Below are 15,058 nucleotides of genomic sequence, written 5' to 3'. Positions count from 1 at the left end.
GAAGCGGGTTAGGAGAGCAGATACACGGGGAAATTTTCCTGATCGGTGGCCATCAACCCCGGCAAGTCCGATATGATCTCTACCGTCTTCTGCCGGGGTTGATAGGGGTTGAATCGGCCCGCGTTAAAAACGCTGAAGGCCTGCGTGTGTGGATCGATCACCACTAAATGAATCCATTCATTGGCGAACCATTCATAGGTTTGGGGTGATCGTTGGATGGCGGCTAAAACCACCTCGGGCGTTTGTTCAATAACCATCAGGAGCCGAAGAGGATCGTGGGCTTCCGTCATCTGGGTGGGCAGGCCAGCGCGCAGGTCCCCATCAAAGCCATTGGCTACCCCCAGCAGGCCCATAACGTTATGCGGGAGCTTACTACCCGCCCCCAGTTTCTGGGTATCGACCCGGGAAAATAAATACTCCAGGTTGATGCCTCCGCAAACGGGCGCTGCGGCCTGGATGATACGGGTTAGGTAGTGTCCCAGTGGATCAAGCCGGTAATCGTACGAGTTTAGAAAGGATCGGCGATCCAGGAATAGATTCTTTGACAGGGCCCGCCGGCCAATCAGGCAGACGGCATTGGTCGCATGATTGAGTTCGGGCCGTGGTTCAAACAAGGATACTGACCTTCGGCGGATTTTAGCGTGGATCGTTGCCGCGCTCAGGCGGCTGTCGATGGATTCAAAGCGTCGGGAACGTTCCTGGGCATTCTGGTCCAGGGCCCGCTCGAAAAGCGCCTGGTGCTGCTGATGGCGTACCGTATTGGCCGGAGACAGTAGGGCTTCATCATAAAAGGAAATATCGTCACGGGTCGTATCGTGCAAACCGCCCAGAAACTGGGTTTCGGCCGGAATAGCTACCCCCTTAGCGCGTAACCGGTCGCGTACCCGGGGATCGTTGGCCATCTGACAGATGACCCGGGCATTGACCGATCCCGGGTGGCCTGCACACGCCCCGCAGTCGTAAGCAGCATAGTAAGGATTATTCACGCTGCTGGCCCCGTGACCAATGACGTACACGATAGGCGCAAATTCGGCCACCAGGCCAATGCCGGTCAACAGGCCTTCCACCCGTTGGACCATTTCGTCAATGGTAAACCCCACCTGAAGGCCATCTTCCTTAACGAAACTCGTGTTTTCTACCGTCAGGTGGGAGGCCTGGTGCATATGCCGGTTAGAGGAGGCCATGGCCGGACTCACGCCTGGTCGAAATACGGTCAGCAATAACCGGAAGGCGGACCAGAACCCCAGCGTCTGGGTGAGGAGAAATCCCCGTAGTAAGGTTTGGGTAGCCTTCCTAAAATGAATACTGGTTTGATAATGCCCGCTCGCATCCAGTTCTTTAATCAGGTAGCGGGGCGTAACCGGAGGGGGGCAAAGTTTAGTATAGAACCTGCCCCCCTGAGGCTGGAAGAAGAATTCAACGTTAAAGAATCCGGGTGTTCCGAACGTTTGGCAGCCCGTATCCAGCGTTTCCAAGTAGCGTCGCAGGGAACATTCCCGATCATCCAGGCAGAAAAGCGCCTGGAAACTTTTTGGGGCGGGCCCGGCGGGCTCCTGTATGGTTACCCCAATACCGGCCAGCACCTGATCGTAATAGCTCCATTCATACGCCTGCTGCCAGAGCGAAAGTACCTCACGACGCTCAGAAGGGGCCACGGGCGCGAACAAATCGACCGGTCGGGCGATCCGTAGCTGGCTCAACGATTTCCAATGGGTTCCGAATTGAGCGTCCAGCGCATCAATCTCCAGGAGAAGTTCCAGCCTGATCAATTCCTGAAGGCTGATACGTCTGGGGTCAAGTAACGTTTGAGGTGCAGCGTCGATAACGGCCACCATGCCCGACCAGCCAGGATGCGCAAATTGCTGGTCAAAGAGGTACTGTTTATAGAGGGATTCCTGGCCAACCAGTAGGGCCAGTAAGTCGGTTATCGAGCACGAATCCGTTTGAATTAATCGGCGGGCTCTGTCTGAGCGGAATAAACTCACCCTACTGCTACGCTCCAGGGCCTGAATGGCCGCAAAAAAATCTAAATGTCGGTAAGGAAACGCGGATAGGGCAATACCCTGATCCAGAAAACTGCACAGCAACCGGAACAGGATCGGGTGAACCAGCGCGTCCAGATCCAGGTGGTAGTGATGTTTCCACTCCTCGCGAAGGCGTCCGATACGCGGGGAAGCCAGCGGAGGGTAGACTTTGGTGAGTAGTTTACCCTTCCAGATCGGCTGCTCAAAGACCCCTTTCCGGTCGGTTAACAGCGCATCCAGTACGGTCTCTGAGATTCGTTTGGCGGCAAACAAGTCCCGGAACTCCTCCAAGGAGAACGAAACCCGGTAGCCAAATAACTCAGCGGCCCGTTGGATTGCCTGCGTAAATGGCTGATGCTGATAGCCATGTAGGGTATTATGGTGGACGAAGTCTTTCAGGGGTGCCTGCGCAGGCAGGTATTGTGTTAACTCCTGCAGTACGGCGGACTCCGAGAAGGTCGAACGGGCTGTCCTGGTGCCCGGTATCTTCGGTTCATTTTCAAGAAAAGCAGCTTGTCCATTCATAAATCACTTGGTTTACATACGTTTTCGGACACGAACTCGCTAGCGTCTTTAATGAATCAGCAAATGATTCCGGTGCTGTTGGTTCGTAGGTCACCTACCGTTCACGCTAACGGGATTTAACAAGGAAACCCTCCCCCGACGGGGCAAGGCCCCTCTTCTATCAATAAAATCAGGTCCAAGTCGAACCCTGTCGGGGGAGGGCTTACGCCATTACGGGTTTACCACCATTCGTTTTTTTAGTCAGGCAATTTTTCGCTACGCCTGCTTGAGTTCGGATAAAATATCTTCAGATAGTTTGAGTTGACGGCCATAGATCATCCGTGCCAGATCCAAGAATTTATAGACATCCTGATCGTGTACATGGTAAAAGACCGTTGTTCCGTCCCGGCGAGCGGTGACAAAATTCATATTGCGGAGCTTGGCTAGTTGCTGGGAAAGCATGGACTGGTCAGCGTTGGTGACGGCTTGTAATTCGGTGACTGATAGGGCCCCCGGCCGGAGAGCATCCAAAATAGACAGCCGGAGCGGATGCCCCAGCGTTTTAAAGAATTCGGCTTTGTACCTATGTAACGGACTATTCATACGGCATTGAATATTTGTATATTACTAATATTATAATATTCAAATATACAAACTTTTGTTAATTTCAATTTAGAATTTAATAAAATAGGGAATCAGGTTGCTGGTTTAGCTTCTATGGTTAATGAGCAAATTGGTATCAGCGGGTATTATAGATGAATTTAAACGTAGGCGGGAATCAGCGTTGGTACACCTTGACAAGAAGGAAAATGAGTAGGAGTACCCCTCCACTTCCCAGGGACTATTTAAAAGTATTTCCCCTATTGGGTGAGTATGAGGCTGGCCAGGCATACAGTAGTCCGATTTATTGACTAGCTTAACCCGATTTCATCTCTTCGAAAGAGTACCACCAGCTCCGGTAACCCCTGACCCGTTGGTTTCTTTGGTCGGGGCTGGAAAGCACCATCGGGCTTACCCCGTGTTTACGAGCTACGTGAAGCAGCCTGCTCAACGCATAAACTAGATCAGCTAAAAAGGAGGAACTACGGCTGCCTACCCGGCTCTGAGTGGCCCATTGGCTGAAGGCCTACCCCAACGACAAAGATCACACGTTCACCCATGGGCACGAAACCGGCAACTTTAGGGACAGAAAAAACCTCATCTTAATCGATGACGATGAAGACGATCATTGCTTTTTTATCGCAGCGTTGAAGGGACAAACCTATAAAATCCAGTGTACCCGTTACCTCAAACCCCGGGAGGCCCTGGATAAAATAAGCCAGAACAGGGGCCCTCAACCGGCCTATATTTTTATCGACCTGAATATGCCCCAGCTGACGGGCCTGGAGTGCTTACGCATCCTGAAAGAAACCCCGACCTTATCGGCCATACCCGTTATTATTTACTCGACCTCGTCTAACTCCAACGATATCGAGACGTTCAAACGCTTGGGCGCGGCCGCTTATCTGATCAAACCAGCCAGTATCGATGCGCTGACTAGCAGGCTGTCGGCCTTCTTTTAACCGTCCGCATGCCATATCCTCCCGCTATACGTATCGGGTCCGGACCGGAGGCTATTGATCCACCCGATCAGTCACTCCACAATCGATACATCAGGACAACAGACAGGCTTTGAAGAAAAAATAGGGTCCTCTCTCCGCCACTAACCCCCTACACCCCCACTCCCTACAGTATGACGACCAAGGGCATTCGGTTTACCGGCTACACGACGCTGGCCAATTGCGAAAGCGAGCCCATTCATGTGCCGGGAACCACGCAGCCCTACGGGTTGCTGATGGCCGTCAATAGCCAGACCTGGTTAATTGATTATTGCAGCGCCAATACCGTCGACTTTTTAGACCTCGATGTCAACCAGGTGGTGGGTAAAGCACTGGCCGAGATTATCGGAGAACAGGAATGCGACAAGATGAACCGCCATCTGACCGACCACACGCCCGAGCAGGTCTATACGCTCACCTACCAATCGGTTTCCTTTATCACGGCCCTTTCAGCAGGGTGAGTTACTGTTGCTGGAGATCGACCAGTTTCCCGACCAGTCGCTTTCGCTGCCCGATCTATTTCAGCAAAGCCGCAACTTCGTCAGTTACCTGGAAAAAAGTACGGATTTACGCGGGCTTTGTACCCATGTGGTCAACGAAATCAGGGCCATTACGGGCTACGAAGTTGCTGGCGAACTTGAAGTAGCCGTTGACGAAGCGCACTCAGAGTCGCGAGTTTTTGTAAAATGGGCCGTGGTGGTTGCCACAGGCAGATTTTATCTCGAAAACGAAAGGCATAATAAATCCAAATCCCCGTATGTTCGAGGCAGCAGACCGATTGAGCAATCGTAAAGCCAGGCAAGGCCTTAATTAATTTCACTGTAGTTCTGACCGCAACTGGTGAGTTAGCCGATTGGATTTGTAAGACCGTAGTTTTGCCATCAAAAACGGCCTAGTCCAGTGTCGCTTTCGAAACGTCAACACCGATGAACGGGGCCGCCCGCGCGGTAGCGAATATCCATGAGAGATCGTAATTTAGGGTGGTCAATAAGTGCTTGCTCTGGTGCTCAACCGCCACGGGGCGCCCCGCTTGCTAATGGGCCTAGTTGCCCTCATTTCCATTCGAGCCTTTAAGCAAGTAAAACAGGGTGGGTCCTGACCGCGACGGCGGACCGTTCCGAGCATAGAGCTGGAACTCTGCGGCCCCCTAGGGTAGCCCACCCTGTTTACTTATTGACAAGCTACCAAATCTTGGTTTCTTACCAGTCAACAAACCTAAAGGGCGGCCCCGTCGTTGTCTTCTTTGGCGGTTTTGCCCCCTTGGAGCGGTAGAGCCGCCACCACATTATCAAGTAACTGACAGGGCCGTTCATCAAAGCCGTACCCGGCCTGGCATCGCTTCTCGGGTATAAACAGCCAAGATATCCTCCATGTTGGCCAACGACTCGCTATCTATCTGCCCGATGCACCCCTGTTTTTTAAGCCACGGTTTAAGCTTGCTTTCTAGGGCCAAACGCACTGACTCATCATCAATGTGAATCTGGAGTTTGACTAACCGCTCATTAATCATGGCTGCTGTCCATCGGGTACGCCCATCAGGCGCCTGACTACAGGCCAGTTGGGTAATCTGAGCTTCCGCCTGTTGAGTTACCTTGCGGGGTTGACCCGACCGAGCGTTCTCGGTAATAGCTGGGTGAAGTCCTTCCTGGCCATAGCGTTTCTTGCCGGTGAATAACGTCGCCACACTGATGCCCAGCTGGTCGCTGAGTTGTTGGGGCTGCTGGCCCTGATGCAAAAACGGCAAGGCTCTGGCTCTGGTCAGCTTGCCAGCGGATGCTTTTCCGTTGCTGACTACCTGTGTCAAGGTAATCAAATCGGCATCTGCCGAGACGAACGGGGTTGCGATACGACTCATAGCGCAAGTTAATTATTTATCTAAGCACTATTTTAGAGAAGGACTAGGTGTCACGTTTGAGGAATGCTATAAGAATAAGGTCGTACTCATAATTGAAAATGTACCGACTAACATAATCAGCTTGCCAGATTTAATCCGCAATAAACAAGCTACTGGTCGGCCCTAGGACTTGCGCGATTTAGAGAACCTGCCCGGTCAAGTAAATTAAAACATTCATCATTTTCCACAAGCCGCACTTCCCGTGCAGGATAGGCTCACAAAAAGTTCGGAGCGGATTTTCCAACCCGCTTCAGTTTTGCGCCACATAGCCAGATAAACACCCGTTATTGTTTGAATGCCATCGGGACGCTGGAAACGTCCTGTCCAATGTCCATTTTCGGCGGCTAGAGGGCTAGACGTACTGATCTGAACGCTGTCGGCATGGCGGACATACCCAAGAAAAGCAGCGTCTTTGAATTGCACTCTCACGGATGCCAGCACCGAATCCCGACCCGATATATGTGACCCGCTTCCCCGAGTTACCTCAATGTCAGGCATCATTGTCTTTCCAAACCCAGTAAGATCACGGCCCTGAATAGCCTGATTCGACTCTATCCGCAGGGCGCGAATAACCACCTCATCAGCTGCCTTGACAGCTTTAGGTGTTGGTATGATCTGAGCCAGCGTGAAAAGAGGAATCAGTATAGCAACGGCTACACTGAGTAAATGGGCACGTAGGAATTTCTTCATTTGCGGAAGGTAGTATGGATTTTAGTTAGGGCAAAAATCAGACCATGCGTATAGTCTATCCTTTCCTACAAAACAAAGGACCGATATAGCTAGTCTATCTGCCCTGTATCGGTCTTTTGTTTATTCACGAATTCATGATCAGGCTGGACCTCCTAGCTCACCAAGAATTTGCTTAGTGAGGGCTATACGTTCTTTAATACAGCGAGTGCTAATGTGGCCAGATGCCGAGTCTGGCTTTCTGCCGTGCTAGTTTTGCCAGCGAAGTTCTTCAAGTAGTTCTGGGCCAGATCACGTAAAACCGTGATTTTCGAGTTAAGCCTGGATAGTGGCTTTGCTCACCACGGCTTATGATTTATTACATCTATAAAGGTGTTTTCGATTGAGTTCTGCCAGTTTAATCAGGCGTTGAGTAAATACTACCGAGTAATAATACCAGGTTGTTAAGAACCTGAACTACGCCAATCAAAATAACTCTGCACTTTCCGCAATTCTAGTAAATTCTTTTGGTTCGGAGTCTGACTAAAACTTAACTTTGGGGTAGAAAAATCCATTTTTATTTACTGTTTATGCAACGTCCTGCCTGTTGGCACCTTTTGTGCCTGTTGCTTTATACGTTTAGTGTATCGGCACAAAACAACGAATTACCCTACGCAACGCTTAACCTTCAGAATCTCAACGACTTTAAACCAACCAACGGAAACTGGAAAATTGTCGGGGATGTATTTTACGATTTCAACAAAGATGGTAAAGGGAGCACCAAGTCAGGTGCCGGTGTCCTGGTCAATGATCTTTCGGGAAAAGCCAAGGATCAACTATTTACCAAAATGGAACACGGCGACCTGGAACTGGAGCTGGATTTCATGATGGAGAAAGGCTCCAATTCGGGAATCTATCTGCAAGGCCGCTATGAGATTCAACTGTTCGATAGTTGGGGCGTAAAAGATCCAAAATCAACAGATTGCGGGTCAATTTATGAACGCTGGGACGAAAGTCGCCCGGAAGGTCGTAAAGGGTACGAAGGCCATCCGCCATCACAGAATGTAAGCAAGGCACCGGGCCTATGGCAACATTATAAAATTGTATTTCGGGCACCGCGCTTCAACGAGAAAGGTGAGAAAATTGCCAACGCCAAATTCATAAAAGTGATTCAAAATGGCGTTACCATCCATGAAAACATTGAAGTAACCGGACCAACGCGGGCCGCAGCTTTTCAGGACGAAAAACCAACCGGACCGCTTATGATTCAGGGTGATCACGGACCCGTAGCGATCCGAAATATTAATTACAAATCGTATGGTGTTGAGCAGGTTACCTTATCAAAGCTGATGCTTAAATCGTACGATGGCAAATTCAAATCAGTAGACGATTTCAACTCGCTTACGCCTAGACGGGAAATGCCAATTGATATTTTGGCCCATCAGGCCCCCGGTAGCCGGGATAATTTTGGTGGAAAGATCACCGGTACGATTCACATTCCCCGCGCCGGAAAATACTTATTAAACCTGACACTGCGTTTTATCCCAAACGAGACACTGCCAACCAATCCGAACGGAGCGGGCGAACTGAAAATTGGGGGTAAAAAGTTGATTAGCATTACCGGTAAGGACAACAATTTCGTTTCGACCACTGTAGATCTGGAAGCAGGCGATTTACCTTTTGAACTTGCTTATTATAAAAACTTCGGATTTTGGTATGCCCGGAGTAATGATATTCTCTTAACGATTGAAGGACCAGGTGTTCAGTATACCCCTCTTAATCAGGTAATTAGAATTGAAGAGGCCGTTAGTCAAATTACGGAAATAGCGACTAATGAGCCAGTTATGCAACGAGGTTTTATTAATCATCACGGCCTGAAGCATACGCATACAATATCTGTTGGCGAACCAGACGACGCTAACTACACACTTGATCTTCGCAAAGGCGAATTTCTGCAAATATGGCGGGGTGATTTTCTGGACACGACACCCATGTGGCACGGTCGGGGCGAAACGCAGCTATCGGTTCCACTGGGTAGTGTAATTGAGTTGTCAGGCAAGCCATCGCTTACCTTTCTAGCTGATCAAAATGCAGTCTGGCCAGACTCCAACGCTACGTACAATAATCTGGGGTACGACGTTGACAAGGCAGGTCGGCCAATTTTTAAATATACGTTGGGTGGAGCAAGTGTGCGGGAATCGCTTGCGTCAACGGACAATGGTCGCAAATTAGCGCACTCGTTTACGGTCACTCCAGGGCAAGAAACACAAGCAATCTGGTGCCGCATTGCCGAAGGAAAAGACATTACCGTATTGCCAAATGGCTTGTATGCGATTAATGACAAGCAGTATTTTATTGAGCTGCCGGGTACCGAAAAACCCGTTATCCGTAGTACGGCGCAGAATACCAAAGAGATGTTATTGCCGCTGAAAGCGACGAATAAAGTTGGCGTCGTGACTTATTCAATTGTCTGGTAAGGCTCAATTTTCTGAAAATCCAATCATGAACATAACTCATCAAACCATAAATCGTTGGGCAATTGCGGCCTTGGTCGCATCTGGCCTGACCTGTTTTAGTTCGTTGCCAACGCTGGCTCAGATTCAGTCCAAAGACGGGCGGCCTGTAAGTTCCAGCAGCAAGCAGCCTGCTCCGGCTCCCAAAGGGCTGGCCAAGCCGGAAGCTGACCCCGAAAAAGAGGAAGATTTTTACAAGTTAATTTCGTTGCCCGTACCAGAAGATATAATTCTGGAAGTAGGCGGTATGGCTACCTTGCCCGATGGTGGATTAGCCGTTTGCACCCGACGGGGCGAAGTTTGGCTTATCTCCAATCCATCCATAAGTGGTTCAGAACGACCAACCTACAAACGGTTTGCGTCTGGCCTCCACGAACCACTGGGGCTAACCTATAGAGACGGCGATATTTATGTAACCCAGCGGAGTGAAGTTACTCGTCTGCGAGATACCGACGGTGATGACAAGGCCGATTCATATGACAAAATTTATTCCTGGCCACTATCGGGTAATTACCATGAGTACTCGTATGGGCCAACGTTTTTGCCAAACGGCAATATGCTGGTTACGCTGAACGTAGGCTGGAGTAACAGTTTGGGGCATGGCGTTAGCCTGGTTCCCTGGAGGGGCTGGACGCTGGAACTTACGCCCGAAGGCAAGATGACGCCTTTCGCGGCTGGGATGCGTTCGCCAGCAGGATACGGCTTCAACACAGCCGGTGATTATTTTTATACCGAAAATCAGGGCGACTGGGTTGGTTCAGGGCGTATTTCGCAGGTAGAAAAAGGTGATTTTCTAGGCAATGCCGAGAGTCTTCGCTGGACGGGTCTACCCGGTTCTCCCCTGACGATAAAACCGCAGGACGTACCGAATACGGGTGAACCACTCTACGATGTATCCAAGCGATTTACGGCCCTCAAAGCGCCCGCCGTTTGGTTGCCCCACGGTATTCTGGGCATCTCGACATCAGGCTTACTGACCGATAATACACAAGGCAAGTTCGGCCCGTTTGCGAATCAGATGTTTATTGGCGACCAGGGCCAAAGTATTCTGTCACGCGTTGATCTTGAGAAAGTTAAGGGCAAATACCAGGGTGTTGTCTTTCCTTTTCGCGAAGGTTTTTCGTCCGGTGTACTACGCATGGTATGGGGACATGATGCGTCTATGTTCGTGGGAATGACGAGCCGGGGCTGGTCATCGACTGGGAAAGAATTGTTTAGTTTACAGCGTCTTGTCTGGACGGGGAAGATGCCGTTCGAGATGAAAACGATCCACGCGATGCCGGACGGTTTTGAAATTGAATTCACCGCTCCTGTGGACCAGGAACTTGCTGCCGACCCTGAATCCTATAAAGTGACAGGTTTCAACTATAAATACCACGCTACGTATGGCAGTCCGGTCATTAACCGGGGAGGTTGCCCCATTCGCGGTATTGTCGTATCCAAAGATGGCCTGAAAGCTCGTCTGGTGGTTGATAGTCTGCGCTTGGGTTACATTCACGAAATCACGACGAAGGGCGTACGTTCGGCGGATGGCAAAGCGCTACTGCATAATGTTGGCTATTACACGCTGAATAACGTTCCCGACGGCGAAAAACTGGCTATTGCCGAAGCTGCGCCAAAGCACGATCATGCATCGATGGTTATGGCGTCTACCTCAACAGCACCGCCGGTAAGCCCAAGAGCGACTTCGACAAAAATAAAATCGACGAAGCCCGTTACGACTAAAGCAGCGGTCAGTAGCGCGATGAAGCGGGTAACCGAAATGCCTGCTTCGTGGGGTGAACCTGATTACACAATTACCCTGGGCACTAAACCGGGACTCAAATTTACGCCTGAGCAGTTTCAGGTGAAAGCAGGCAGTAAAGTACGGGTTGTCTTTAATAATGAGGACGATATGCTGCACAACTTCGTTGTAGTAACACCCGGCTCTGCTATTCAGGTTGGCGAGCTGGCCATGAAGTTAGGTCTCGAAGGGCAGGAGAAAAACTATATTCCTCAGTCAGACAAGGTATTACACCACACCAATCTGCTCCAGCCAAACTCAAACGAAACGATCTACTTTATCGCTCCATCAACTCCCGGCGACTATATGTATGAATGCTCTGTACCGGGCCATTTTTACGTCATGCAGGGTACGATGAAAGTTGTGAAATAAGTCATTTTTAGGTTTTTGTTCTGTGGTGTCAGTTTTAAGAAACTGACACCACATTTGTTTAAAGCTCTCGTTAAACTCATTCATAACCTGAATTTACGTCTATGACGCTTCCACAGTACTCGCTAAAAACGAATCGGATAGCTATTGTTTTACTTATTCTATTGCTGGCCGTCGGTAATGTATCGGCTCAGGAACAGGCTCTTTCAGAGGCTATTCGGCTTAATCAGATAGGCTTTTATCCGAATGCGGGCAAAATTGCGGTGATTGTCGGAACGGCTCAGGGACCGTTTCAACTGATGACATCGGACCTCAAAAAAGTTGTGTTCACGGGTACGTTGGGGCAACCCCGGCAAAACGCGATCTCGGGCAAGACTACCTGCACCGCTGACTTTTCGACCTTTGCCAAGACTGGAACGTATGTCATCGTGGTTCCCGGGGTAGGCCACTCCTACCCGTTTGCAATTCGCCCAGACGTCCATAAAGATGTAGCAATCGGAGCGTTGAAAGGTTTTTATTACCAGCGCGTATCCACCGATTTACCAGCCAAGTTCGCCGGAAAGTGGGCGCGTCCAGCGGGTCACCCGGATAACCATGTGCTGATTCATCCGTCCGCAGCGTCAGTAAGTCGCCCGATAGGAACGTCAATTTCCTCGCCACGGGGCTGGTACGATGCGGGCGATTACAACAAATACATTGTCAATTCGGGAATCACAATGGGTACGCTCCTGTCGCTTTATGAAGATTTTCCTGAGTACACAAAATCACTGACGGTCAACATTCCGGAAAGCCAAAACAAACTGCCAGATCTACTTGACGAAGCCCTTTGGAATCTTCGGTGGATGCTCACCATGCAGGATCCGGCTGATGGCGGAGTTTATCACAAGTTGACTAATGCCCGCTTTGATGGGATGGTAATGCCTGATAAAGCTATAAAAGAGCGCTACGTCGTTCAAAAAGGCATGACAGCCACTCTCGATTTTGCGGCTGTCATGGCGCAGGCGGGCAGAATCCTGAAAGCGTATGACCGGGAAGTACCCGGTTTGTCCGACTCCTGCGTATCAGCTGCGGTGAAAGCCTGGGGATGGGCAAAAGCCAACCCAACTTTGGCGTATAATCAGACAGACATGAACACCAAATTCGACCCCGACGTGGTGACGGGCGGCTACGAAGACCGCGATGCCAGCGATGAGTGGATTTGGGCCGCCACTGAGCTTTACGTCACCACCAAAGACGATACGTACTACACCACCGTCAACCTGTTTCCCGACGATCAGACGCCCTTACCCTCTTGGCCAAAAGTCCGTACGCTGGCGTATTATACGTTGGCCCGCTCAGCGAAAAACTTGACTCCTATCGGTAAAAAGGATTTGCCACGGGTAAAGCAACACCTGATTTCAATGGCCGACTCGCTGATTCAGGGGGCCGATAAACAGGCTTTTCAGACCGTAATGGGAAAATCGGCGAGAGATTTTATCTGGGGAAGCAGTGCCGAAGCCGCTAATCAGGGGATCGCGCTCCTTCAGGCCTACAGGCTGACGGATGCGCCAAATCGTACTCAATACCTGCATTATGCCCTTGCCAATCTCGATTACCTACTGGGACGGAATGCCGTCGGATACTCATTTTTGACCGGTTTCGGCAGTAAAACACCGATGCATCCTCATCATCGTCCCTCCGTTGCCGATGGCATTCTAGACCCCGTACCGGGCCTGTTGTCGGGTGGAACGAACGCCAATGCGGCTAAGCAGGACAAATGCGAGGGCTACACAACTACTCTGGCCGATGAGGTGTATAATGACAAAGATTGTTCGTATGCCTCTAACGAAATCGCTATCAACTGGAATGCCTCAATGGTCTATCTGGCAACCGCGCTGGAAGCCTTGCAAAAGGATCAGAAAGCAACGTTAAGTCAGAGTAAAACAAGCAGATAAGAAAATCAGGCGACTAAATTCCCTTCCAAATCAGCGTTGAAATGCGTCTGTTAAAAATCGAGTGGTAAAAACAGACTGGTCTTGACTTATGGTTCGATAAAACACTATTTCCCTTACCAAAAACGATGAACCTCAACCGCAGAGATTTCCTCCAGCAACTTGGCTTTGGTGCCGCTGGCCTGGCAATTGCCACTACCCTCCCAACAACCGGCTGGACACTTCCGACTAAGTCGGGTAAACTACCCCGTAGCCTGCCCGAAACGCAGGGCGTTGCACCGGGCGGCTTACTGGATTTCGTCAATACGATCGAAGCTGAAAAGCTAAATGTACATAGTGTCATGGTGCTTCGACATGGTCAAGTTGTGGCCGAAGGCTGGTGGGCGCCCTACGCGCCCCAGCTCAAACACACGCTGTATTCGCTCAGTAAAAGTTTCACATCATCGGCAGTAGGAATGGCCGTAGCAGAAAAACGGCTAACCGTTGAGGATAAAGTCGTTTCGTTCTTTCCTAAGGATGTTCCCGCTACAATTAGTAAAAATCTGGCGGCTATGCGGGTGAAGGATTTGCTGACGATGTCGACCGGGCACGATAAGGACACAACTCCTGCTCTTCGAGGAGGGGCAGATACCAACTGGATAAAATCATTTCTGGCGCAACCCGTTGAACATGAACCAGGAACGTTCTTCGTGTATAATAGCGGAGCAACTTATATGCTCTCAGCCATTGTACAAAAACTCGTTGGACAGCCCATAATTGAGTACCTGAAACCGCGTTTATTCGGACCATTGGGTATTGAAGGCGAAGATTGGGAAGTTGACCCAAATGGCATTAATACCGGCGGATGGGGCCTGCGACTACGTACGGAAGACATCGCCAAATTCGGACAACTCTATCTGCAAAAGGGCATTTGGAATGGGAAACGGCTAATCTCCGAAGCCTGGATTGCCGATGCTACCCGTATGGAGGTGCAGTCAAAAGGGGGCAAAGGCGATGCCAGCGTAAACGACTGGATTCAGGGATATGGCTATCAATTCTGGCGATGCCGTAACGATGCCTATCGGGGCGACGGGGCATTTGGGCAATACTGCATCGTACTGCCGAAAGAAGATGCCGTTGTGGCGATTACCTCCGAATCAGGAAATATGCAGGGCATTCTCGATGCGGTCTGGAATCACATTCTGCCCGCCCTCAGGGGTACAGGGTTACCCTCCGAAAAAATTAAGCAGGCAGCCTTAACGCAAAAACTGACAACGTTAGCGTTAGCCCCGACAGTTACTCAATCGGCTTCGTCAGTATCGAGCCAGATAAGCGGCAAAACCTATGCCATTGCCGACAATCCATTACATGTGAAAGATGTCTCGCTGACATTTGGCAAGGATGGAGGCATTTTCAAACTACAGGACGATCAGGGCGATCATCAGGTGTTGTGCGGGGTCAGCCGTTGGCGGGATAGTACGACAACATTCTCGGTGGCTCCGCTTACACTAACCCCAACTGTCGTACCCGGTGGTAATACCAGAAAAGTAGCAGGCAGTGGCAGTTGGCAAGACCCCAATACCTTCGTTATGGTCTGGCGATTTATTGAAACCGCTCATTACGACACAGTTACCTGCCGGTTTGGTCAGGATGGTGTTCAGGTTGAATTTCAGAGCAGCTTGAGTATTTTGAATAAAACAAAAGATAAACGACCCGTTCTGACTGGAAAACTAACTGCTTAATCTCTGCTTTTATTTACGAAAGAGCCCTGTGCCCAGTTTTAAACTAGGGTACAGG

At 50.1% G+C, this 15,058-nt stretch carries 11 protein-coding genes; 7 read left to right on the top strand and 4 right to left on the bottom strand.

The features are described 5' to 3' along the window. Nucleotides 1–8: 8 nt before the first annotated feature. Nucleotides 9–2,549, bottom strand: coding sequence for a YbcC family protein (locus ACFS25_RS11120; RefSeq protein WP_381500003.1), 2,541 nt, complete (start codon nt 2,547–2,549; stop codon nt 9–11). Nucleotides 2,550–2,804: 255 nt separating this feature from the next. Beyond that, nucleotides 2,805–3,131, bottom strand: a complete 327-nt coding sequence (locus ACFS25_RS11115; RefSeq protein ID WP_381500000.1) for an ArsR/SmtB family transcription factor — start codon at nt 3,129–3,131, stop codon at nt 2,805–2,807. Nucleotides 3,132–3,634: 503 nt separating this feature from the next. On the opposite strand from ACFS25_RS11115, the gene ACFS25_RS11110 reads away from it, so the two are divergent. From ACFS25_RS11110 to ACFS25_RS11100, 3 genes are all read left to right on the top strand, one after another. Next, nucleotides 3,635–4,090 (top strand): response regulator, encoded by a 456-nt coding sequence (locus ACFS25_RS11110; protein WP_381499997.1) that lies wholly within the window; start codon nt 3,635–3,637, stop codon nt 4,088–4,090. Between the two features lie 170 nt (nt 4,091–4,260). Beyond that, nucleotides 4,261–4,587 (top strand): hypothetical protein, encoded by a 327-nt coding sequence (locus ACFS25_RS11105; protein WP_381499994.1) that lies wholly within the window; start codon nt 4,261–4,263, stop codon nt 4,585–4,587. A gap of 7 nt (nt 4,588–4,594) precedes the next feature. Next, nucleotides 4,595–4,918 (top strand): hypothetical protein, encoded by a 324-nt coding sequence (locus tag ACFS25_RS11100; RefSeq protein WP_381499991.1) that lies wholly within the window; start codon nt 4,595–4,597, stop codon nt 4,916–4,918. 520 nt (nt 4,919–5,438) lie between these two features. Here the strand turns inward: ACFS25_RS11100 and ACFS25_RS11095 are convergent. Continuing rightward, nucleotides 5,439–5,981 (bottom strand): helix-turn-helix domain-containing protein, encoded by a 543-nt coding sequence (locus ACFS25_RS11095; RefSeq protein WP_381499988.1) that lies wholly within the window; start codon nt 5,979–5,981, stop codon nt 5,439–5,441. Between the two features lie 216 nt (nt 5,982–6,197). Then, on the bottom strand, nt 6,198–6,710 hold the full coding sequence (locus ACFS25_RS11090; RefSeq protein ID WP_381499985.1) for a YybH family protein: 513 nt from the start codon (nt 6,708–6,710) through the stop codon (nt 6,198–6,200). 566 nt (nt 6,711–7,276) lie between these two features. On the opposite strand from ACFS25_RS11090, the gene ACFS25_RS11085 reads away from it, so the two are divergent. From ACFS25_RS11085 to ACFS25_RS11070, 4 genes are all read left to right on the top strand, one after another. Continuing rightward, on the top strand, nt 7,277–9,163 hold the full coding sequence (locus ACFS25_RS11085; RefSeq protein ID WP_381499983.1) for a family 16 glycoside hydrolase: 1,887 nt from the start codon (nt 7,277–7,279) through the stop codon (nt 9,161–9,163). 25 nt (nt 9,164–9,188) lie between these two features. Further along, nucleotides 9,189–11,354, top strand: coding sequence for a plastocyanin/azurin family copper-binding protein (locus ACFS25_RS11080; RefSeq protein WP_381499980.1), 2,166 nt, complete (start codon nt 9,189–9,191; stop codon nt 11,352–11,354). Between the two features lie 101 nt (nt 11,355–11,455). Further along, nucleotides 11,456–13,285, top strand: coding sequence for a glycoside hydrolase family 9 protein (locus ACFS25_RS11075; protein WP_381499977.1), 1,830 nt, complete (start codon nt 11,456–11,458; stop codon nt 13,283–13,285). A 125-nt stretch (nt 13,286–13,410) separates the two neighbouring features. Next, the gene (locus ACFS25_RS11070; RefSeq protein ID WP_381499975.1) at nt 13,411–15,003 is read left to right on the top strand and encodes a serine hydrolase domain-containing protein; all 1,593 of its coding nucleotides are present in this window, start codon (nt 13,411–13,413) and stop codon (nt 15,001–15,003) included. Nucleotides 15,004–15,058: the final 55 nt, after the last annotated feature.

The organism is Spirosoma flavum (assembly GCF_042686045.1).
Taxonomy (GTDB): domain Bacteria; phylum Bacteroidota; class Bacteroidia; order Cytophagales; family Spirosomataceae; genus Spirosoma; species Spirosoma flavum.
This window is presented reverse-complemented; position numbering and strand designations above follow the sequence as displayed.

What these genes read in the sequence shown, in the direction of transcription:
- ACFS25_RS11075 (WP_381499977.1), top strand. Translation starts at nt 11,456, where the DNA reads ATGACGCTTCCACAGTACTCGCTAAAAACGAATCGGATAGCTATTGTT.
- ACFS25_RS11070 (WP_381499975.1), top strand. Translation starts at nt 13,411, where the DNA reads ATGAACCTCAACCGCAGAGATTTCCTCCAGCAACTTGGCTTTGGTGCC.
- ACFS25_RS11090 (WP_381499985.1), bottom strand. Translation starts at nt 6,710, where the DNA reads ATGAAGAAATTCCTACGTGCCCATTTACTCAGTGTAGCCGTTGCTATA.
- ACFS25_RS11105 (WP_381499994.1), top strand. Translation starts at nt 4,261, where the DNA reads ATGACGACCAAGGGCATTCGGTTTACCGGCTACACGACGCTGGCCAAT.
- ACFS25_RS11095 (WP_381499988.1), bottom strand. Translation starts at nt 5,981, where the DNA reads ATGAGTCGTATCGCAACCCCGTTCGTCTCGGCAGATGCCGATTTGATT.
- ACFS25_RS11085 (WP_381499983.1), top strand. Translation starts at nt 7,277, where the DNA reads ATGCAACGTCCTGCCTGTTGGCACCTTTTGTGCCTGTTGCTTTATACG.
- ACFS25_RS11080 (WP_381499980.1), top strand. Translation starts at nt 9,189, where the DNA reads ATGAACATAACTCATCAAACCATAAATCGTTGGGCAATTGCGGCCTTG.
- ACFS25_RS11115 (WP_381500000.1), bottom strand. Translation starts at nt 3,131, where the DNA reads ATGAATAGTCCGTTACATAGGTACAAAGCCGAATTCTTTAAAACGCTG.
- ACFS25_RS11120 (WP_381500003.1), bottom strand. Translation starts at nt 2,549, where the DNA reads ATGAATGGACAAGCTGCTTTTCTTGAAAATGAACCGAAGATACCGGGC.